The sequence below is a fragment of the Devosia sp. Root105 genome, assembly GCF_001424865.1.
Lineage (GTDB): Bacteria > Pseudomonadota > Alphaproteobacteria > Rhizobiales > Devosiaceae > Devosia_A.
Genome location: NZ_LMCR01000016.1, coordinates 335,585 through 354,790 on the forward strand (window position 1 = coordinate 335,585; position 19,206 = coordinate 354,790).

The 19,206-nt window shown below is 64.3% G+C and carries 22 protein-coding genes; 13 read left to right on the forward strand and 9 right to left on the reverse strand.

Annotated features, from left to right (window positions below; genetic code table 11):
* Positions 1 to 87: 87 nt before the first annotated feature.
* From ASC68_RS17800 to grxD, 10 genes are all read left to right on the forward strand, one after another.
* Positions 88 to 735 (forward strand): Pr6Pr family membrane protein, encoded by a 648-nt coding sequence (locus ASC68_RS17800; protein ID WP_156387372.1) that lies wholly within the window; start codon positions 88 to 90, stop codon positions 733 to 735.
* Entirely contained in the window at positions 732 to 1,370 is a 639-nt protein-coding gene (locus ASC68_RS17805; RefSeq protein WP_055882154.1) for a Pr6Pr family membrane protein, read from the forward strand. The genes ASC68_RS17800 and ASC68_RS17805 overlap by 4 nt, the downstream gene beginning before the upstream one ends.
* 78 nt (positions 1,371 to 1,448) lie before the next feature.
* Positions 1,449 to 2,324, forward strand: a complete 876-nt coding sequence (locus ASC68_RS17810; RefSeq protein ID WP_055882156.1) for a CHAD domain-containing protein — start codon at positions 1,449 to 1,451, stop codon at positions 2,322 to 2,324.
* Positions 2,324 to 2,791, forward strand: coding sequence for a CYTH domain-containing protein (locus tag ASC68_RS17815; RefSeq protein WP_055882158.1), 468 nt, complete (start codon positions 2,324 to 2,326; stop codon positions 2,789 to 2,791). The genes ASC68_RS17810 and ASC68_RS17815 overlap by 1 nt, the downstream gene beginning before the upstream one ends.
* A 69-nt stretch (positions 2,792 to 2,860) precedes the next feature.
* A complete protein-coding gene (gene purL / locus ASC68_RS17820) occupies positions 2,861 to 5,092 on the forward strand; it encodes a phosphoribosylformylglycinamidine synthase subunit PurL (RefSeq protein WP_055882161.1) in 2,232 nt (743 codons plus the stop codon).
* 315 nt (positions 5,093 to 5,407) lie between these two features.
* Positions 5,408 to 5,920 (forward strand): peptide-methionine (S)-S-oxide reductase MsrA, encoded by a 513-nt coding sequence (gene msrA / locus ASC68_RS17825; protein WP_055882164.1) that lies wholly within the window; start codon positions 5,408 to 5,410, stop codon positions 5,918 to 5,920.
* A 113-nt stretch (positions 5,921 to 6,033) separates the two neighbouring features.
* On the forward strand, positions 6,034 to 6,267 hold the full coding sequence (locus ASC68_RS17830; RefSeq protein WP_055882167.1) for a BolA family transcriptional regulator: 234 nt from the start codon (positions 6,034 to 6,036) through the stop codon (positions 6,265 to 6,267).
* 26 nt (positions 6,268 to 6,293) lie between these two features.
* Positions 6,294 to 6,695, forward strand: coding sequence for an HIT domain-containing protein (locus tag ASC68_RS17835; protein ID WP_082528249.1), 402 nt, complete (start codon positions 6,294 to 6,296; stop codon positions 6,693 to 6,695).
* A gap of 1 nt (position 6,696) precedes the next feature.
* Entirely contained in the window at positions 6,697 to 7,335 is a 639-nt protein-coding gene (locus ASC68_RS17840; RefSeq protein WP_055882170.1) for an HAD-IA family hydrolase, read from the forward strand.
* 86 nt (positions 7,336 to 7,421) lie between these two features.
* The gene (gene grxD / locus ASC68_RS17845; protein WP_055882173.1) at positions 7,422 to 7,757 is read left to right on the forward strand and encodes a Grx4 family monothiol glutaredoxin; all 336 of its coding nucleotides are present in this window, start codon (positions 7,422 to 7,424) and stop codon (positions 7,755 to 7,757) included.
* Positions 7,758 to 7,812: 55 nt separating this feature from the next.
* On the opposite strand, the gene ASC68_RS17850 is transcribed toward grxD, so the two are convergent.
* Positions 7,813 to 8,271, reverse strand: a complete 459-nt coding sequence (locus ASC68_RS17850) for a hypothetical protein (RefSeq protein WP_055882176.1) — start codon at positions 8,269 to 8,271, stop codon at positions 7,813 to 7,815.
* Positions 8,272 to 8,388: 117 nt separating this feature from the next.
* The gene (locus ASC68_RS17855) at positions 8,389 to 8,703 is read right to left on the reverse strand and encodes a Dabb family protein (protein WP_055882179.1); all 315 of its coding nucleotides are present in this window, start codon (positions 8,701 to 8,703) and stop codon (positions 8,389 to 8,391) included.
* 175 nt (positions 8,704 to 8,878) lie between these two features.
* On the opposite strand from ASC68_RS17855, the gene ASC68_RS17860 reads away from it, so the two are divergent.
* Positions 8,879 to 10,111 (forward strand): MFS transporter, encoded by a 1,233-nt coding sequence (locus ASC68_RS17860; RefSeq protein ID WP_055882182.1) that lies wholly within the window; start codon positions 8,879 to 8,881, stop codon positions 10,109 to 10,111.
* Between the two features lie 118 nt (positions 10,112 to 10,229).
* The gene (locus tag ASC68_RS17865) at positions 10,230 to 11,483 is read left to right on the forward strand and encodes a multidrug effflux MFS transporter (protein ID WP_055882186.1); all 1,254 of its coding nucleotides are present in this window, start codon (positions 10,230 to 10,232) and stop codon (positions 11,481 to 11,483) included.
* Between the two features lie 81 nt (positions 11,484 to 11,564).
* On the opposite strand, the gene ASC68_RS17870 is transcribed toward ASC68_RS17865, so the two are convergent.
* From ASC68_RS17870 to ttcA, 3 genes are read right to left on the reverse strand one after another with little or no spacing between them, the layout of a single operon-like run.
* Positions 11,565 to 12,284: a class I SAM-dependent methyltransferase gene (locus tag ASC68_RS17870; RefSeq protein ID WP_055882188.1), complete on the reverse strand. Its 720-nt coding sequence runs from the start codon at positions 12,282 to 12,284 to the stop codon at positions 11,565 to 11,567.
* A gap of 32 nt (positions 12,285 to 12,316) precedes the next feature.
* Positions 12,317 to 13,138 carry an inositol monophosphatase family protein gene (locus ASC68_RS17875; RefSeq protein WP_055882190.1) on the reverse strand — a complete coding sequence of 274 codons (822 nt, stop codon included), beginning with the start codon at positions 13,136 to 13,138 and terminating at the stop codon, positions 12,317 to 12,319.
* A gap of 23 nt (positions 13,139 to 13,161) precedes the next feature.
* Positions 13,162 to 14,046 carry a tRNA 2-thiocytidine(32) synthetase TtcA gene (gene ttcA, locus ASC68_RS17880; protein ID WP_055882193.1) on the reverse strand — a complete coding sequence of 295 codons (885 nt, stop codon included), beginning with the start codon at positions 14,044 to 14,046 and terminating at the stop codon, positions 13,162 to 13,164.
* Positions 14,047 to 14,187: 141 nt separating this feature from the next.
* Between ttcA and ASC68_RS17885 the strand changes: the two genes are divergently transcribed.
* The gene (locus ASC68_RS17885; protein ID WP_055882194.1) at positions 14,188 to 15,561 is read left to right on the forward strand and encodes an SbmA/BacA-like family transporter; all 1,374 of its coding nucleotides are present in this window, start codon (positions 14,188 to 14,190) and stop codon (positions 15,559 to 15,561) included.
* A gap of 93 nt (positions 15,562 to 15,654) precedes the next feature.
* On the opposite strand, the gene rpsD is transcribed toward ASC68_RS17885, so the two are convergent.
* From rpsD to ASC68_RS17905, 4 genes are all read right to left on the reverse strand, one after another.
* Positions 15,655 to 16,272 carry a 30S ribosomal protein S4 gene (gene rpsD, locus ASC68_RS17890; protein WP_055882197.1) on the reverse strand — a complete coding sequence of 206 codons (618 nt, stop codon included), beginning with the start codon at positions 16,270 to 16,272 and terminating at the stop codon, positions 15,655 to 15,657.
* Between the two features lie 205 nt (positions 16,273 to 16,477).
* On the reverse strand, positions 16,478 to 16,948 hold the full coding sequence (locus ASC68_RS17895) for a hypothetical protein (RefSeq protein WP_055882200.1): 471 nt from the start codon (positions 16,946 to 16,948) through the stop codon (positions 16,478 to 16,480).
* 123 nt (positions 16,949 to 17,071) lie between these two features.
* Positions 17,072 to 18,310, reverse strand: coding sequence for an MFS transporter (locus tag ASC68_RS17900; RefSeq protein ID WP_055882574.1), 1,239 nt, complete (start codon positions 18,308 to 18,310; stop codon positions 17,072 to 17,074).
* A gap of 72 nt (positions 18,311 to 18,382) precedes the next feature.
* Entirely contained in the window at positions 18,383 to 19,201 is an 819-nt protein-coding gene (locus tag ASC68_RS17905) for an RNA methyltransferase (protein ID WP_055882201.1), read from the reverse strand.
* Positions 19,202 to 19,206: the final 5 nt, after the last annotated feature.

Sequence of the window (19,206 nt, forward strand, 5' to 3'; positions counted from 1 at the left end):
CGCGACCGCGGTCCAACTTGCGATGGCGGATCGCCGCGACGCGCTCTAGTCTCAGCTCATTGCAACGATTTCTGCTGAGATTGCCAATTGCGGATATTGCTCGCCTGGGCCGCGATCCTTGCCGGCGCTGCCGGCCTTGCGCTCGACTGGTCGGCCATCTTCCCGTCAGTGATGACCGTTTCGACGACCAATCTGGTGGCGCGGTCGTTCCCCGACGCGTTCATCTACTTCTGGACCTACTTCACCCACCTGACCAACCTGTGGCTGCTGCTGACCTACGCCGCCGTGCTGTCAGGCTGGAACTGGCTTGGCTGGTTCCGCCGGCCGGTGATCATGGCCTCGGCGGCCGCCTTCATCACGCTGGTAATGCTCTACTACCACTTCATGCTGGCCCCGACGCTGCAGCTCGAAGGGGCGCTCGGCATCGCCACCTGGTTGCTCCACTATGTCGCGCCGATCCTCTACCTCGTCTGGTGGGCCCTGTTCGCGCCGCATGGCGTGCTGCGCTTCCAGCATATCGGGCTGATGCTGCTGCCGGGCATCGGTTATGTGGCCTGGGTTCTGCTGCGCGGCGCCGTGGTCCACGAGTACCCCTATGATATCCTCGATGCCGGCAAGTTCGGCTATGGCGGGGTGGCGATCGGCGTTGCCGTGCTGCTGGTTGCCGTCAGCATCTTTTCCGTGATCATTGTCTGGGGCGATCGCGTTTTGGCGCAGAGGGGGAAACCGGCATGACGCTACGAACGGTGTTGCTGTGGTTCGGCGCCATCGCCGGGCCGATTACCCTGCTGGCGCGCACCTGGCTGACACTGACCAGCCGGCTCGAGAGCGGCGACAACCTGGTCGGGGCGCTGGCCTTTCTCTTCACCTTCTTCACCGTGCTCACCAACCTGATGATGGCGCTCTGCTACGTTGCGGCGGTGACCAGCTGGGGTTGGCTCGGCTGGTGGAACCGTCCCTTCGCCCGCGGGCTGACGGTCGGCTCGATCGTCATGGTGTCGGTCTACTACATCTTCTTTCTGTCGGGCCTCGAGTCCTTCACCGGCATCGACAACGTCCTCAACATCTACATGCACTACCTGGCGCCATGGCTGTTCGTGCTGTGGTGGCTGCTGACGCCCGAGCACGGCGCGCTGCGCTTCGCCGACGTGCCGAAGATGCTGCTTTATCCCCTCCTCTACGTCATCGTGGTGATGCTCCGCGGCGCGCTGGTGCACGAGTACCCCTACCCCGTTCTCAACGTCGACCAGCTGGGTTACGGCCAGGTCGCCATCGGCTGCCTCGGCATGCTGATCGGCTTCGTCGCGATCTATGCGCTGACCGTCGCCGTCGACCGCTGGCTCGGCCGCCGGCAGCTGGCGCGAGTCTGATGCCTGGCTCGAGTCTGACGCCTTGTTTGTGACACTCGCTCGCCCCTAAGCTCGCCCTTTCATCGGGGCGGTAAGTCCATGAGTTTCGAGTGGTCGCGGGACGATGTCACCGTGGGTGACGGGTTCCTGCGTATAGCGCGTGAGCAGATCGGCAAGGCCATCGCCGGCGCCGAGAACGGCCAGGAGTCGCCCGAAAGGCGGGTGCACGAGGCCCGCCGGCGCTGTAAGAAACTGCGCGCCCTGTTCCGCCTGGTCCGCCCGGGCTTCGCTGCTTACGCTGCCGAAGATGCCTTCGTGCGCGATGCGTCGCGCAGCCTCGCCGCCGCCCGCGACATGCGGGTTACCCAGCAGACATACATCGAACTGATGGCGTGGGCCCACCGGCCGGCGCCGCCTCTGCCGTCCGACACGGCCGACCATGACGGCGAAGTGGCAGCCCTGCGCAGTTTTGCCAAACAGATGCGCAACCTCGATGAGCGCAGCGGCGATTGGCATGTCCAGCGAATCGATCTCGATACCCTCGCCAGCGGCCTCAAGCACACTTACGGCCGTGGTTGCCACACCGGCCGGGAAGCCAATCGACGCCGTACCGACGAGGCCTTCCACGAGTGGCGCAAGTACAGCAAGTACCATTGGAACCAACTGGGGCTGCTCGAGGGCTGCGCCCAGGAGATCCTGCCCTCTGCCCATAAATGTGCCGGCGATCTCGCCGACCAGTTGGGCCTGCATCACGACCTGGCGGTGCTGCAGGACCTGCTGAACACTTCGCCGGCCGACCTCGGTCCGGGTATCGATGTGGCGTTCGCAACCGATGCGGCCGACCGGCGCCAAGCCGAGATCGAAGCGAGGATCGCAACCCTCGGCCGGCAGGTCTTCGCCGAAAAGCCCAAAGCCCTCAAGGCGCGCTTCTCCGCCTATCTCGAGGGCTGGATGAGACGCGAGGCGGCTGAGTAATGGGCATCGAGATCGAGCGGAAATACCTCATCGCCAGTGCCGGCTGGCGCGACCTTGTGACCGCCACCCAACTGCTGCGCCAGGGCTACCTCACCGCCGGCAGCGGCGTCACCGTACGCGTCCGGACCGTCGATGACCGGCTCGGCTACATCACCATCAAGAGCGGCGGCTCGGCTCTCGCCCGCGCCGAGTTCGAGTACGAAGTGCCGATCGCCGACGCACGGCAGATGCTGGGTTACGTCCGCGGCGCGCAGATCGAGAAGCTGCGACATCTCCTCGACCTGCCCGGCGGTGATTGGGTGGTCGATGAATTCCAGGGCCGGCACGCCGGCCTGCTGATCGCCGAAGTCGAGCTCGAATCCCCGACCGGCAAGCTCGACCTGCCCGACTGGCTCGGCGACGAGGTCACCGGCGACCCGCAATACTACAATTCCAGCCTTGCCATGCTGGTCGGCGGGGAAATCTGAGGCATTTGTGGTGTCCCCCGCGAGTCGTATCCGCTATAGCGAACGCCAGCGGATCAGGGCCGGAATCGGATGACCTTCAACAACCACATCACCATCACGCCAGAGCTTGTTGCCGACCATGGACTTAAGCTCGACGAGTACCAGAAGATCCTGCAGCTGATCGGCCGCACGCCGACCTATACCGAGCTCGGCATCTTCTCGGCGATGTGGAACGAGCACTGCTCGTACAAGAGCTCGAAGAAATGGCTGCGGACCCTGCCGACATCAGGCCAGTTGGTGATCCAGGGGCCGGGCGAAAATGCCGGCGTCGTCGATATCGGCGATGGCCAGGCTATCGTCTTCAAGATGGAATCGCACAACCACCCCAGCTACATCGAGCCCTACCAGGGCGCAGCGACCGGCGTGGGCGGCATCCTGCGCGACGTCTTCACCATGGGGGCGCGGCCCGTTGCGGCGATGAACGCGCTGCGTTTCGGTGATCCCAAGCACGAAAAGACCAAGCACCTTGTCTCCGGTGTCGTCGCCGGCGTCGGCGGCTACGGCAACTCCTTCGGCGTCCCCACCGTTGGCGGCGAGGTCGAATTCGACGAGCGCTATAACGGCAATATCCTGGTCAATGCCTTCGCCGCCGGCCTCGCCGATACCGACAAGATTTTCTATTCCAAGGCCGAAGGCGTCGGCCTGCCTGTCGTCTATCTCGGCGCCAAGACCGGCCGCGACGGCGTCGGCGGCGCCACCATGGCCTCGGCCGAGTTCGGCGACGACATCGAGGAGAAACGCCCCACCGTGCAGGTCGGCGACCCCTTCACTGAAAAACGCCTGCTCGAGGCCTGCCTCGAGCTGATGGCCACCGGTGCGGTGATCGCCATCCAGGACATGGGCGCCGCCGGGCTCACCTGCTCGGCCGTGGAAATGGGCGCCAAGGGCGACCTCGGCGTCGAGCTCAACCTCGACATGGTGCCGGTGCGCGAAGATGCGATGACGCCCTACGAGATGATGCTGTCGGAAAGCCAGGAGCGCATGCTCATGGTGCTGCATCCCGAGAAGGAAGCTGAGGCCCGCGCCGTCTTCGAAAAGTGGGAGCTCGACTTCGCTACCGTCGGCGTGACCACCGACGACCTCCGCTTCCGCGTCATGTGGCAGGGCGAGGAAGTCGCCAACCTGCCGATCAAGCAGCTCGGCGACGAAGCGCCGGAATACGACCGCCCGTGGACCGCGCCGGTGGTGCCTCCGGCGCTCGCCGCCGACGACATTCCGCAGATGGACATCGCCGATGCGCTGCTGAAGCTGCTCGGCTCGCCGGCGCTCTCGTCGCGCCGCTGGGTGTACGAGCAGTACGACACGCTGATCCAGGGCAACTCGCTGCAGCGCCCCGGCGGCGATGCCGGCGTCATCCGCGTCGATGGTCATCCCACCAAGGCGCTCGCCTTCACCTCCGACGTCACCCCGCGTTACTGCGAGGCCGACGCCTACGAAGGTGGAAAGCAGGCTGTCGCCGAGTGCTGGCGTAACCTCACGGCTACCGGTGCCGACCCACTGGCCGCCACCGACAACCTGAACTTCGGCAACCCGGAACGCCCCGAGATCATGGGCCAGCTGGTGCATGCGGTGAAGGGCATCGGCGATGCCTGCCGTGCGCTCGGCTTCCCGATCGTCTCGGGAAACGTCTCGCTCTACAACGAGACCAACGGCCGCGGCATCCTGCCGACCCCGACCATTGGCGGCGTCGGCCTGATCCCCGACTGGTCGAAGATGGCCCGCGCCGCCTTCGCTGCCGAAGGCGAAGCAATCCTCTTGTTCGGCGCACCGGATTGGTGGGGTACGCATCTGGGCCAATCGATCTACCTTCGCGAGCTGTTCAACCGCAAGGACGGCACCCCGCCGCCGGTCGATCTCGCGCATGAGCGCAAAGTCGGCGACCTCGTCCGCATCCTGATCCGCGATGGCATCGCGACAGCGGTGCACGATCTTTCCGATGGTGGCCTCGCGGTCGGTCTCGCCGAAATGGCGATGGCTTCGGGCATCGGCGCCACCGTCAACCAGCTCGATGGCGGCGACCCGCTGCCGCTGTTCTACGGCGAAGACCAGGGCCGCTACCTCGTCACCATGAGCCGGGCCAACCTCGATAAGTTCTACGCCGAGGTCTACCCCTATGCCGGCGTGTTCGCCCCCTGGATCGGCAATACCGGCGGCACCTCGCTGACCCTGGGCGAAGCCCGCCCGGTCTCGATCGCCGACCTCAAGGCGGCGCACGAAGGCTGGTTCCCGGAGTTCATGGCGGGCGAGATCGCCGAAGTCTAGGCACCCGACTGATCGAGACGGCCCCCTCCCGGCCTCCCCCATCAAGGGGGAGGTGAAGAGTCGAGGCTCTGTCTTCGATCGCGCCAAAGACGCCGGCGCGGCACCTCCCCCTTTATGGGGGACTTCGAACCGTCCCGTAGGGCAAATCGCTCCAGTGGAGCGATTTGAGGCGAGAAGGCCAAGAGAAGCTGCGCTCGAATGGCAAAGGAGGGGGCCGTCTGCCTCAACGACGCGCAATGCCAAATTCGTGACCGGGTGTAACATTCCGCCTCGTCCGTGCGTATATAGAGCGCATCCCAAATAATGGAGACCATCATGACGACCACTGAGCGGGCGGTTCTGGCTGGCGGGTGTTTCTGGGGCGCGCAGGAGCTGCTGCGCCACAAGGACGGGATTATCTCCACCCGTGTCGGCTACTCGGGCGATGACGGCTTCGCCAACGCCACCTATCGCAGCCACGGTGACCATGCCGAGGCGGTCGAGATCAACTTCGATCCCAGCCGCATCAGCTATCGCGACATCCTGGAGTTCTTCTTCCAGATCCACGATCCCTCGACCAGGAACCGGCAGGGCAACGATGTCGGTCGCGCCTATCGTTCTGCGATCTTCTATGAGAACGCCGAGCAGAAGGCCGTGGCCGAGGACACCATCAAGGACGTCGACGCCTCCGGCCTGTGGCCTGGCAAGGTCGTGACCGAGTTGCAGCCGGTCGGCCCGTTCTGGGAGGCCGAGCCCGAGCATCAGGACTATCTGCAGCGCATCCCCAACGGTTACACCTGCCACTGGGTGCGGCCCAACTGGAAGCTGCCCAAGCGCCAGGCGGCCTGACCGGAACGATCTCAGAAAACCAAACGCGCGCCGGGAAACCGGCGCCCGTCTCGTTGAACGCCCCTCTGCCGCATGCCATATCTCAGGTGGGCTCAACTACCGGGAGACATGTCATGGGCATGGCCGCTAACGAAATCGAACGCCGCATCCTCAAGGCCCTTCCGGACGCCATCGTCGAGATTCGCGATCTCGCCGGCGACGGCGATCACTACGCCGCAACGGTCACCTCCGAAGCCTTCCGCGGCAAGACCCGCGTCCAGCAGCACCAGATGGTCAACGCCGCGTTTGGCGAAGACATGGGGACGGTGCTGCATTCTCTGGCGCTACAGACGAAAGCGCCGGATTGACGCTGGTTCAGCGATAGGGACATGCGATGGCATCCGACGTCGAACCCGGCTGCCGATTCTGCCTCGACAACGGCTTGCTCGATGACGAGCCCCTGTTCGGCAACGGCACCTGCTATTTTCTGACGAGTGCAGATCCGGTCCTGCAGCGTGGCGGCATGATCATCCCGCATCGTCACGTCACCGCGCCGTTTGAACTGACCGAAGCGGAGTGGAGCGACACATTCGCTCTGCTTGCACAGGCCAAGACCCATCTCGATGTCCACATGCCAGACGGCTACACGCTGGGCTGGAACGTCGGTCGTGTGGGTGGCCAGACGGTGGACCATGCCCACCTGCACATTATCGCCCGCTTTGCTGACGAGCCGCTCGCCGGCCAGGGGCTTCGGCATCACCTGAAACAGCCCATCAATCGCCGGCCGGGTCCCTGATATGTCGGAACGCATCGTCCTCTTCGACGTCGATGGCGTGCTCGTGCACGGCTATCATGCTCGCCCGGAAAAGCAGATCCGTTGGGATGAGAACCTGCTCGCCGACCTCGGTGTCGACCCCGAGCGGTTCAAGAGCGAGTTCATCTACGACATCTTCATCAAGAAGGTGATCGTCGGGCAGATGTCGCTGCTCGAGGCGCTGGATCGCACCCTGCCCAGCCTCGGCTATCGCGGCCCCAGCATGGCCTTTGCTGGCTACTGGCTGAGCCATGACAGCAACGTCAACCAGCCGCTGCTCGATGTGGTGGCGCAACTGAAGACCGCCGGCACGACGCTTTACCTCGCCACCAACCAGGAACACATGCGGGCCCAGTGGCTATGGCAGCAGCTGAAGTTCGGCGAGCTGTTCGAGGACATGTTCCACTCCGCCCGGATCGGCCACGCCAAGCCGGCAAAACCCTATTTCGACTGGGTAAGCAACCGCCTCGGCCGACAGGCCGAGCCGCCGCTGTTTTTCGACGACCGCGAGGACATCGTGAAGGCCGCCCGCGCCCACGGCTGGGAGGCGGTGCAGTACGAAGAACTCGAGGATGTCACTGGCCACCCCTGGATCGCGCAGCGGCTAAGCATCGTCAAATGACGATGAGCACCTCGACAGCGCCGCATTGCAGGACTATTTAACCAGAGAGCGGAGCCGGCATCCTCCCCGGCCTGAAAGGCATGCATATGAGCGACATCAACGCACTGATCGACGAGCAGGTGAAGAACAACGACGTGTTCCTCTATATGAAGGGCACGCCGGATTTCCCGATGTGCGGCTTCTCCGGCCGCGTGGTGCAGATTCTCGGCTATCTCGGCGTCGACTATCAGAGCGCCAATGTGCTGGAGAACCAGGACCTGCGCGAGGGCATCAAGGCCTACGCCAACTGGCCGACCATCCCGCAGCTCTACATCAAGGGCGAGTTCGTCGGCGGCGCCGACATCGTCACCGAGATGTTCCAGGCGGGCGAACTGCAATCGCACCTCGCCGATAAGGGCATCGCGGTCAAGCAGACCGCCTGACGCCAGTCACCGATCGATAGCAAAGGCCGCGTCTTCGGACGCGGCCTTTTTGCGTTCAGTAGTCCAGCCCGAACTGGATCTCGATCCGGTGGTAGCTCCCGCCCTGCCCGGCCCACTGGTGGTAGATCTCGCGGCTTTCCCCGGAGAAGACGTGTCGGGATGCCTCGATCGCCGCCACCAGCGGCGCGTACCCCTCAGTGAACAACGTCCGCATCGAGCCCTGATGCATCGCGCTCGCCACCATGATCGGTTCAAGGTGCGCAACCGCGAACGGCCCATCATAGCCATCGGCGCGGCGTACCGGGCGGCAGAAGCGAAGCTCGAACTCGGTCTTGCTGTCCCTGGGCAGATTGCGCGCCACGAATACCCACGGCCCGGCGATCTCCAGCCCGCTGCGCGCGATTTCGGCATCGAGCTGCCCGGTGATCTCTGGGCTGACCTGCGTGATCGCTGCAATAGTGAGCCGCCGGCTGGTGCTCAGCACCACCATTGCTTCGGTTTCCTTGATGTCCATCATCGCCCTCCCGGTCGCGGCAAAGCTGATGCGCGCTCAGTTTCCCGGCAAGCCGAATGCTGGAAAATCCTTCCGCTCGAGTGCTAATCCGATGGCGGGAAAGAAATAGTCTTGCGTTCAGGCCGAACGGCGCAGCACCACACTCGCCTCGTGCGCCGGAACATCCGCCGCGAACCGCAGTTCACGCAGCGGCCGCACGCGACGGGTGGCTTCGGCATAGATCGGGTGCGCCTTGTAGGCAGCCAGGGCCGCTTCGTCAGCGAACTCGGCATAGACCACCACATCGACGTCGTTGCCGAACTGGTCGACCTTGGCGTTCCGCGTCACCTCGAAATGCAGCGCGTGCGGGATCTGGCCCAGGAGATTCAGGCCCTCGACAACGGCGTCGAGGTTGGCGGGCTTGGCGGTGAAGAAGACGATATGGCGGATCACGCGGCGAGGGCTCCGTTGCTGCCATCGCATATAATCCTCCCCGATCGCGTGACAACTGCGGCATGAGGCCACGATCACGCAACGTGATGGCTGGCATAACCGAAATGCGTTTCCCGCATTCGGCGCCCAAGTGTAAGTACACGGTCTTCCTTCCCGGATTTCCCGAGTCCCCGCCATGTCCTCGATCACCGCCTCCCGTTCCGTGGCGACGCCGTTGATTGCGCTGATCGTCTGTGGCTGCATCATCGCGGCCGTGACCAATGGCATCCGCACCAGCTTTGGTCTTCTGACCCTGCCGATGACGTCGGACCTCGGCCTGACCCGCGAAGCCTGGGGCATGGCGATGGCCATCCAGAACCTCGCCTGGGGTGTCGCCCAGCCGTTCGCCGGCGGTCTCGCCGATCGTTACGGCACGGCCAAGGTGATCATCGGCGGCCTGTTGATCTATGCGGCAGGTCTGGCGCTGATGGTGGTCTCGCCCACCGGCTCGATGCTCAACCTCACGGCGGGCGTGATCACCGGGGTTGGCATCGCCACCTCGTCCTTCTCCATCGTGATGATCGCCTTCGGTCGCCGCGTGCCGCAGGAAAAGCGCAGCCTGGTTTTCGGCGTCGCCACCGCGGCCTCATCATTCGGCCAGTTCGCCTTCGCGCCGATCGGACAGGCCTTCATCAGCAATTTCGGCTGGCAGAGCGCTCTTATTTACGCCGCCGCCATCCTGGCGCTGGTGATCCCGCTGACCTTCGCGCTACGCGGCCGCACCGAGCGCGCCGCCGGACAGGCCGATCTCAAGTTCATGGAAGCGCTGAGCCGCGCCTGGGGTTTCGGGTCCTACCGCCTCCTGGTCATCGGCTTTTTCGTCTGCGGCTTCCACCTCGCCTTCGTCAACGTCCACATGCCCGCCTATCTGGTGCAGTGCGGCCTGTCTCCGGAAGTCGGCAGTTGGGCCATCGCGGTGATCGGGCTGTTCAATATCGTCGGCTCGCTCACCGCCGGCTATCTGGGCGGTCGTCTCCCCAAGCAGCTGCTGCTCGCCTCGATCTACTTCAGCCGCGCCGTGGCCATTGGCCTGTTCGTGCTGTTCCCGGTCACCGAGGTCAGCGCCTACATCTTCGCCGCCGCGATGGGCCTGCTGTGGCTCTCCACCGTGCCGCTGACGGCCGGGCTGGTGACGCTGTTCTTCGGCGCCCGCTACATGGGGATGCTCTATGGCGTTGCGTTCTTCAGCCACCAGCTGGGCTCGTTCGTCGGGGTGTGGCTGGGTGGCTTCGTCTACGATCACACCGGCTCCTACAGCATCGTATGGTACCTGGGGATCCTCCTCGGGCTCGCGTCGGCGGCCATTCACCTGCCGATCCGCGAACTCGGCGCCCAGTCGTTCCAGCTGAGGCAAGCTCCTTCCAGCTAAGACTCGGCAATAGCCTCAGCCTCTCGAAAGTATTGATCGCCCGCGGGTTGCCAAAGGCCGGAGATGCGCGCATCTTGCCGGCCTTTCCGGCCCTCCCCCGGCCATTTCTGAGCAAACAATGTCCGATACATCGCCGACCACGCGGGACCTCTCCCGCGTTGAATTCATTATCCTTGTTGCAGGGCTGATGGCGCTCAACGCGCTGGCCATCGACGTCATGCTGCCGGCGCTGCCCTATATGGGCGAAGCATTCGGTATCAGCCACGAGAACGAGCGGCAGTTCGTCGTCGGCGTCTACATGTTCGGCTTCGGCATTGCCCAGCTCGCCTTCGGCCCACTTACCGACCGCTTCGGCCGCCGCGGTCCGCTGCTGGTCGGCCTCGCCATCTACCTGATCTGCGCCTTTGCCGCGACCTTCGCCCCCACTTTCGGGGCGCTGCTGGCGCTGCGCTTCGTCCAGGGCATGGGCGCTGCCGGCACCCGCGTCATCGCCACGGCCGTGGTGCGCGACAAGTTCTCCGGCCGCGAGATGGCCGAGATCATGTCGCTGACCTTCATGGTGTTCATGGCCATCCCGATCCTTGCGCCGGGCATCGGGCAACTGATCCTCCTGGCCGGCCCCTGGCAGTATATCTTCCTGTTCATGGGCGGCCTCGCGACGGCGATCAGCCTCTGGGCCTTCTTCCGCCTGCCCGAGACCATGCACCCCGAATACCGGCGCCCGCTCAGCTTCGGCTCGATCGTCGACGGTTTCCGCATCGTCGTCACCAACCGGGTGGCGCTGTTCTATGGCCTCGCCGGCACCTTCCTGTTCGGCGCCATGTTCGGCTTCATCTCAGCGAGCCAGCAGATCTTCGTCGAGATCTATGGCCTCGGGCCGTACTTCCCGGTGGCCTTTGCCGCAATGGCCGGCACCATCGCCGTCGCCCAGTTCATCAACTCGCGCGTCGTGCGCCGCTTCGGCATGCGTCGCCTCAGCCACACCGCGGCGCTGGTCTATCTCGGCGCCGCCGCCATCCTGGTGGCCGTGGCGCTGATGGGCCCGGTGCCGTTCCCGGTGTTCTTCGGGCTGCTGATGGTGATCCAGTTCTTCTTCGGCTGGGCCGCGTCGAACATGAACTCGCTGTCGATGGAGCCGCTCGGCAACGTCGCCGGCACCGCCGCCTCGGTCTTCGGTTTCACCCAGACGGTCGGCGGCGCCTTGATCGGCACCTATATCGGCCAGCATTTCAACGGCACGATCGTCCCCAACGCGCTCGGCTACGCCACCATGGGCGCCCTGGTGCTGGTCTCAATCCTCGTCGCCGAGAAGGGCAAGCTGTTCGGCGTCAGCCCGCAATACGAGACGCATCACGACGACGGCGGGCACTAGTCTAGCGCTTTCTGCCGAGCCGTCTGCACAAGCCTTGCGCTCCCCTCCCCTTGCGAGGAGGGAATCAAAACTGGCCTGCACTCAGCCGTTCTTACGCCCCACGAAGATGGTCCAGCCGAGCATCGGCCGAATGATCCGCTGGTAGTGCATCCAGTCGTCGCGGCTCTTCTGCAGCACCTCGGCGTGGTCCCGGTGGTTCGGGTTGTCGCGCGCCCACATCAGCGTCGCGTGCCGCTGGTGGCTCTGGTAGCGCTCGTAGTCGGCGTCCGAAGCGCTGATCGTTGCTGAGACCTCGGCGCCGTGGCGCTCCATCACCCCCATCATGCTGACCGTGTCGGGCGGCAGGATATCGCCCTTCGGCACCGCCGGTGGATGCCTGAGGACGGTCGTTCCGAGCACCAGAGACCCACCGGGTTTCGCGGCGGTGGCCATCCATTCGAGCGCCGCCGGCACGTCGCCGAGCGAGGCTGCCGCGCCGAGGCAAAGCACCACGTCGTAGGACGCCGGCTCGATCTTGAAACCCTTTACCGACGCATTGTGGAAGGTCAGCTGGCCGCGGGCCGGGGTCTTCCGGCGCGCCGCTTCGAGAAACCGCGCGTTGATGTCGATGCCGACGCCCTGGATGGCGAATTTCTCCGCCCAGTGCCGCATCAGCCAGGCCTTGCCGCAGCCCATGTCGAGGACACTCATCCCATCGCGGATGGAACAGTAATCGTCGAGCAACCGCAGCTTCCGATCGGTAATCGGGTTCTGGATTTCGACTTCGCGATCGGCGATCGCCCAGTAGTTCAGCTGGTCCAAACCGCGTCTCCCCTCGACGGATCAGACCCTCACTATAGCGTAAACACTTCTGAGCGCAGTAAATTCCAGGTATCGCGATCACTCGCAATTAGTAGCCCACCGTCGCGATGGGCCGGCAGATAGGCCGAGCCGTCGAACCGGGCCACATGGCCACCGGCCTCCTGCGAAATCAGCGTTCCGCCCAGGTGATCCCACGGCATCAGCTTGTTGAACATCACGAAGTGCGAGAAGCCGGTCGCGAATGTCCGGTAGTCGTGCCCGGCGACACGGTAGTTCGCCGCCACTTTGATTTTGGCGAGGTTGGCCAGCACCGTGGGCTTGCTCTCGGCCGGCAGGAAGGTGATCGACACGTGGCCGACCAGGTCGGCCAGCCCCGGCGCCGTCGCCACCTTGAGCCGCCATTGCGTGCCGTCCGGCCGCCGCTGCCAGGCGCCACCGCCCTGCTCCGCCAGCACCCAGTCGTCGCCCATCGGGTCGTAGATGATCCCGGCAATGGTCTCGCCATTCCGCACTACCGCCGCCATCGTCGCAAACAGCGGCAGCCCCGCCGCGAAGTTGGCCGTGCCGTCGACCGGATCGACGACGATGGCGAACGCGGCCCGATCCAGTTCGTCGAGCAGCGCCGGATTGGCCGCCACCGATTCCTCGCCGACGAACAGCGCCTCGGGCCAGGCCGCCTCTACTGCTGCCTTGATCCGCCGCTCCGCCTGCTCGTCCGCCTCGGTCACGAGGTCAATCGCATCGGTCTTCTGCCGCACCATCCCTGCGTCGAGGTGCCGGAAGCGCGGCAGGATTTCTGCCTTGGCCGCATCACGCAGGATGACGGCAAGGCGGTCGATATCGAAGTTGGACATGGTCACTCTCGGTGTAATCGGGGTCAGGCGCCGGAAGCGCCATCCTTCGGCGCGCCGCTGAGGCCAAGGAAGTCGAACAGTTTCGGGTCGAGCAGATGGCTCGGCCGCACGTTGCCCAAGGCGCGGATCATGATGTCCTTGCGCCCCGGCATCCGCTTCTCGATGTCGTTGAGCATCGCCTTCATGGCGTTGCGCTCCAGCCCCTCCTGCGAGCCGCAGAGGTCGCAGGGAATAATCGGGAACGCCATGTGCTCGGCGAATTTCTCGAGGTCCGGCTCGGCGCAGTAGATCATCGGCCGCAGCACCTCGACATCGCCGTCATCGTTCATCAGCCGCGGCGGCATCGCCGCGAGCTTGCCGCCATGGAACAGGTTCATGAAGAACGTCTCGAGGCTGTCCTCGCGGTGATGCCCCAGCACCAGCGCCGAGCACCCCTCTTCGCGCGCGATGCGATAGAGATTGCCGCGCCGCAGTCGCGAGCAGAGCGAACAATAGGTCGCGCCCTGCGGCAGCGTGCTGGTCACCACCGAATAGGTGTCCCGATACTCGATGCGGTGCGTGATGCCGTTCTGGGTCAGCCACTCCGGCAGGATGTGCTTGGGAAAGTTCGGCTGCCCCTGGTCGAGGTTGCAGGCGATCAGCTCCACCGGCAGCAGCCCGCGCCACTTCAAATCGAGCAGCAGCGCCAGCATGCCGTAGCTGTCCTTGCCGCCCGAAATGGCCACCAGCCACTTCTCGCCGGCCCGCGCCATGCCGAACTTCTCGATCGCCTCGCGCATATTGCGGACCAGGCGCTTCCTGAGCTTGTTGAACTCGACGCTGCGCGGCGCCGCGGCAAACAGCGGATGCGTGCCGGAGAGGTCCTCGGCATCTGCTTCGAGTACGGCTGGGCTGACGATCTGGTTCATGGCGCTGCTGTAGCAAACCCGGCGCCTTACCGGAAGCTTGCGGCAATTTTAACTCGCGGCAAGGTTCCACCGGATTTGTTGCCGGTCGCGGATTTAGTCAGTTAGATGACCCCGACCTCACGGAACCCCAAGGAGTCTCCCTTGTTCCGCTCATTTTTCCCCGAACCCAAGCTGTTCTTCTCATCGGCCGTGATCTGGATGGTCCTTGCCACCGTGATCTTCTTCGTCGCCGGTGGGCCGATCCGTTCCCTAGTCGGCCTTGATCGTTTCCTGGCTCCGGCGATTTGCGCGCCGGCGCCAGCCACGGCCGATTCCACAGCGCCCAGCAATGAAGCGCCGGCAACGCAGAGCGCTGCCAACCCTAACGCGCCGGCCGCGACCGACGGCAGCGCCCCTGTCGCCACACCGGCCAACTGCGTCGCCGAGGATACTAACTTCCTCAACGGCGCGAAGCTCTGGGAGTATCAGTTCGTCCTGATGGTCGCGATCGCGTTCTGCGTGTTCTGGTACTTCTACAAGCGCAACGAGTGGTACTGGTGGTCGGTCGTTTCGTCGACGGCGATCCTTCTGGTTCTCTATTTCAACGTCCAGGTCGATGCCTGGATCAACGATTGGTCCGGCACCTTTTTCAATATGGTGCAGCAGGCCCTCAGCCAGCCAAGATCGGTGGAGCCGGCCACGTTTTACGGTCAGGTATTCATCCTCTTCGCCGTGCTGATGCCGAACATCCTCGTTCTGGTGCTGCTCAATTTCTACACGTCGCACTACGTGTTCCGTTGGCGCAAGGCGATGAACTCCTACTACATGGCCTACTGGCCATCGATCCGCACTACCGAGGGCGCAGCACAGCGCGTCCAGGAAGACACGATGCGGTTTGCCGACACAGTGGAAGACCTCGGCACAAGCTTCTTCTCCTCACTCATCACGCTGGTGGTATTCCTGCCGCTGCTCTGGGGCTTCTCCCAGCACATCACCGAACTCCCGATTCTGGGTGCCGTGCCTGGTAGCCTCGTTTGGGTAGCATTGGTCGCCGCGGCCCTCGGTACCGCGATGCTGGCCCTCGTTGGCATCAAGCTTCCGGGCCTCAACTTCGCCAACCAGCGGGTCGAGGCTGCCTATCGTAAGGAGCTGGTCTATGGCGAGGACAACGCCGATCGCGCGGAGCCGGTAACGGCGCGGCAACTGTTCGCCAACGTGCAGAAGAACTATTTCCGGCTGTACTTCCACTACACCTACTTCAACCTGGCGCGGTACGCGTACCTTAACCTGGTCGGCTATGTACCCCTCCTCGCCATGTCGCCGTCCATCCTCGCCGGAACGCTGACATTAGGTCTCTACCAGCAGATTTCGACGGCGTTCAGCCAGGTCTCCTCGTCGTTCCAGTTCTTCGCTCGAGCCTGGACAACCATTGTGAACCTGCTGTCGGTCTACCAGCGCCTGCACCAGTTCGAGGGCTTCATCCCGAGCGATCAGGAACCCATCAAGGAATCCCTCTCCGGCGCGCCGGCTCAATAGCGGGGGTAGGCCGCCCAAGGGCGGCTATCGCCCCAAAACAAAAGGGCCGCCCCATCGGGGCGGCCCTTTCCAATTCCGCGGTGTGTCGCGCGATTAGCGCGAGTAGAATTCCACCACCAGGTTCGGTTCCATCTGCACCGGGTACGGCACGTCCGACAAAGCCGGGACGCGGACGTAGACGGCGGTCTGCTTACCGTGATCGACTTCCACGTATTCGGGAACGTCGCGCTCGGCGAGCTGGTTGGCTTCGAGCACGATGCCGAGCTGCTTGGAGCGCTCGCGCACCTCAACCTTGTCGCCGACCTTGACCTGGTAGGATGGGATGTTGACGCGCTTGCCGTTGACTAGGATGTGGCCATGCGACACGAACTGACGGGCCGCGAACACGGTCGGCACGAACTTGGCGCGGTAGACGATGGCGTCGAGACGGCTCTCGAGCAGGCCGATCAGGCGCTCGCCGGTGTCGCCCTTGACGCGCGAAGCTTCGGTGTAGAGCTTCTTGAAGGCCTTCTCGGTGATCGAACCGTAATAGCCCTTGAGCTTCTGCTTGGCGCGCAGCTGCAGACCGTAGTCGGAGGTCTTGCCCTTGCGGCGCTGGCCGTGCTGGCCGGGGCCATAGGCACGGTTGTTGAGCGGGGACTTCGGACGACCCCACAGGTTTTCGCCAAGACGGCGGTCGATCTTGTGCTTAACTGAATCGCGCTTCGACATCGGAATCCTTTCATAGATCGTCGAAAGTGATTGCGCCCTCCTCTGCCCGTCCTTGCGGAACGGACCGACAGATTCTCTGAATTCAGGGAATCCCGGGTGCGCTCGAGGAGCCCGAGGGCTCGACAAGTGGGCGCGTGATAGAGGCGGAAGCCGCAGGAGTCAAGCGCCGCGGGCCATTCGGGCGTGCCGGCGGCGCTTCGGACGCTTAGCGTTCCTTGCGGCGCGTCCTGCCTTCGAGTGGCCCGATTGCCTCGAGCAGGGCTTCGAGAAGCGGCTGCAACTCGGCGCTCGCGACGCCAGTGGCCGGCCCTTCCTCGTCGAGCATCGTGAGCGTCTGGTCTTCCCCGTTGCCACCGCCCACCACCGGATAGGTCCAATGGTAGACCAGCGGCAGCCTGGCGTTGCTCTTCTTGTGCTTCAGGCGCACGACGATCGTGTCACCCGGTTTCACGTTGATCCCGGTGATGTCGATCACGCCGTTGGCGTCGATGCCGACACCATGCGGACTGACCGGGCTGTTGGGATCAATCCCGCCGATCCCGAGCACCTCGACGCTCGCGTCCGTCTGGTTGATATGCACGTCGGTCGCCGTCATGTTCGGCTGGTTGTTCTTGGGTGGTCTGCTGCCCAGCTTTTCCGGGCACTTGAGTTCGTAGTTGTCCGTGTGTTGAGGCATCCTTTCCTCCCTTGCATGCGGCCGGACGCTCCGGCCTGCAGGGCAGAATTAGCCCGCGCTCACTTGTTCGGCGCTTTAAGTTCTGGACACAGATTATTTCAACTCGTGTCAACCCGTAGCGGGCTACACCATTTTCCGGTCGAGGGTGCGCTGGTTTCTCAGCCCCGGGAACAGCCGGCTCCACAGCACCGCGATAGCGATCGAGCCGAAGCCGCCAATCACCACCGCTGGCACCGGCCCGATCAGATGCGCCACCGTGCCGGCGCGGAACTCGCCCAGTTCGTTCGAGGCGCCGATAAACACCGAGTTCACGGCGTTCACCCGGCCGCGCACCTCTTCAGGGGTCCAGAGCTGCATGATGGTCTCGCGGATGGTGACGCTCACCATGTCGGAGGCGCCCACCAGCGCCAGCGCCGGCACCGAGATCCACACCGTGGTCGAAAAGCCGAACAGCACGGTAAAGGCGCCGAACAGCCCGACGAACAGGAACAACAGCTTCCCCGCATGGTCGCGGATCGGGAAACGGGTCAGGAGCAGCGCCATGGCGATGGCGCCGATGCCCGGTGCGGCGCGCAGGAACCCGAGCTCCTGCGGACCGGCATGGAGGATGTCCTTGGCATAAATCGGCAGCAGCGCCACGGCGCCGCCCATCAGCACGGCGAACATGTCGAGCGAGATCGCCCCCAGCACCACCTTGTTGGAAAAGATGTAGCGAAAGCCCGCCAGCATGGTCTCGAGGCTGGTCGCCTGGTGCGACTCCCGATGCTGCGGCTTCGAAATCATCAGCACCGAACCCATGGCGATGACCAGCAGCACCGCGCCGGTACCGAAGGCCACCGACGGCGCGATACCATAGAGCAACCCACCCACCGCCGGTCCGGCGATCGAGGCGAACTGCCAGGCCGACATATTGGTGGTGATGGCGTTGGCCAGCGCTTCCGGCGGCACGAGGTTGGGCGCCAGCGATTGCGCGGCGGGGCTCCAGAACGCCCGCGCCGTGCCCAGCACGACGAGAATGCCGAAGATCGGCCACACCTCGTGCGCCTCGGCATTGACGAAGGCCAGGAAGCCCAGCGCGCAGAGCAATTCCACCCCGAGGCAGATCGCCATGATCATCCGCCGGTTGAAGCGATCGGCGGTGAGCCCGGTAATCAGGATCAGCACCAGCGCCGGCAGGAACAGCGACAGCCCCACCAACCCGAGCAGGAACGCCTCGCCGGTCACGTCGTAGATCTGCCAGGCGATCGACACCGACATGATCTGCACCGCAAAGCTGACCAGCAGGGTGGTCAGCCAGAAGAAGCGGAAGTTCCGGTAACTGAAGGCGAGCTTGGAGGGCTCGGCGGCGGGGGGAGAAGACATGGTGATGGGTGATGCCACGCGCACCGACAAGGCGTCAAAGCATACTTTGGGCGTTGTTCGGCTGCCCGGAGGTCAGTCCTCGGACTTCGCCGCCTTTGCCGCCTCGGCCTCTCGCGCCTTCCGCCCCTGCCGCAGATGCGCCCGGTCGATCGACGAAATCACGCCGCGCAGCGTCCGGATTTCCTGGGTCGAGAGTTGCGCCCGGGCAAATGCGGCGCGCAGGTTATCCACCATGGTCGGTCGCTTGTCCTCGGTCTTGAAGAAGCCGGTACGATCCAGCGTTTCCTCGAGATGCAGAAACAGCCCGATCAGTTCCTCGCGCGGTGCGGTCGGGTCGAGCCCGCCGCTGAACGGCAGCACCTCGCCCTTGTCCGCCTGCTGACGCCACTCATACGCCATCAGCAGCACCGCCTGCGCGATGTTGAGCGAGGCAAACGCCGCCTCGACCGGGAAGGTTACGATGGCGTCGGCGAGCGCCACTTCCTCGTTATAGAGGCCCCATTTCTCCCGCCCGAACAGCAGCCCGGCCTTCTCACCGCCGGCGATGTGCGAAATCATCCGCTGCGCCCCTTCCTCGGGGCCATAGACCGGCTTCTGCATATCGCGCCGTCGGGCGGTGGTGGCGAAGACCAGTTGCAGGTCGGCAATCGCCTCTTCGACCGTCGCGAACACGCGCACCTTGTCGATGACGTGGTCGGCCCGCGATGCCGCGGCGATGGCCCGCTCGTTCGGCCACGGGTCACGCGGGTTGACGATCCTGAGGTCCCACAGCCCGAAATTCGCCATTGCCCGCGCCGCCGTACCGATATTCTCGCCCAGTTGCGGTTCGCACAGGATGATCGCCGGGCTTGGCCGGAAGGTGAACTCCTGCGATTTATCGGTTCCGGCCATCGGCC

Excerpts from the sequence above, each read along its gene's own strand:
- ASC68_RS17865 (WP_055882186.1), top strand. The coding sequence starts at position 10,230 with ATGTCCGATACATCGCCGACCACGCGGGACCTCTCCCGCGTTGAATTC.
- ASC68_RS17815 (WP_055882158.1), top strand. The coding sequence starts at position 2,324 with ATGGGCATCGAGATCGAGCGGAAATACCTCATCGCCAGTGCCGGCTGG.
- ASC68_RS17900 (WP_055882574.1), bottom strand. The coding sequence starts at position 18,310 with ATGTCTTCTCCCCCCGCCGCCGAGCCCTCCAAGCTCGCCTTCAGTTAC.
- ASC68_RS17840 (WP_055882170.1), top strand. The coding sequence starts at position 6,697 with ATGTCGGAACGCATCGTCCTCTTCGACGTCGATGGCGTGCTCGTGCAC.
- grxD (WP_055882173.1), top strand. The coding sequence starts at position 7,422 with ATGAGCGACATCAACGCACTGATCGACGAGCAGGTGAAGAACAACGAC.
- ASC68_RS17895 (WP_055882200.1), bottom strand. The coding sequence starts at position 16,948 with ATGCCTCAACACACGGACAACTACGAACTCAAGTGCCCGGAAAAGCTG.
- purL (WP_055882161.1), top strand. The coding sequence starts at position 2,861 with ATGACCTTCAACAACCACATCACCATCACGCCAGAGCTTGTTGCCGAC.
- ASC68_RS17830 (WP_055882167.1), top strand. The coding sequence starts at position 6,034 with ATGGGCATGGCCGCTAACGAAATCGAACGCCGCATCCTCAAGGCCCTT.
- ttcA (WP_055882193.1), bottom strand. The coding sequence starts at position 14,046 with ATGAACCAGATCGTCAGCCCAGCCGTACTCGAAGCAGATGCCGAGGAC.
- ASC68_RS17875 (WP_055882190.1), bottom strand. The coding sequence starts at position 13,138 with ATGTCCAACTTCGATATCGACCGCCTTGCCGTCATCCTGCGTGATGCG.
- ASC68_RS17850 (WP_055882176.1), bottom strand. The coding sequence starts at position 8,271 with ATGGACATCAAGGAAACCGAAGCAATGGTGGTGCTGAGCACCAGCCGG.
- ASC68_RS17860 (WP_055882182.1), top strand. The coding sequence starts at position 8,879 with ATGTCCTCGATCACCGCCTCCCGTTCCGTGGCGACGCCGTTGATTGCG.
- ASC68_RS17805 (WP_055882154.1), top strand. The coding sequence starts at position 732 with ATGACGCTACGAACGGTGTTGCTGTGGTTCGGCGCCATCGCCGGGCCG.
- ASC68_RS17905 (WP_055882201.1), bottom strand. The coding sequence starts at position 19,201 with ATGGCCGGAACCGATAAATCGCAGGAGTTCACCTTCCGGCCAAGCCCG.
- rpsD (WP_055882197.1), bottom strand. The coding sequence starts at position 16,272 with ATGTCGAAGCGCGATTCAGTTAAGCACAAGATCGACCGCCGTCTTGGC.
- ASC68_RS17835 (WP_082528249.1), top strand. The coding sequence starts at position 6,294 with ATGGCATCCGACGTCGAACCCGGCTGCCGATTCTGCCTCGACAACGGC.
- msrA (WP_055882164.1), top strand. The coding sequence starts at position 5,408 with ATGACGACCACTGAGCGGGCGGTTCTGGCTGGCGGGTGTTTCTGGGGC.
- ASC68_RS17810 (WP_055882156.1), top strand. The coding sequence starts at position 1,449 with ATGAGTTTCGAGTGGTCGCGGGACGATGTCACCGTGGGTGACGGGTTC.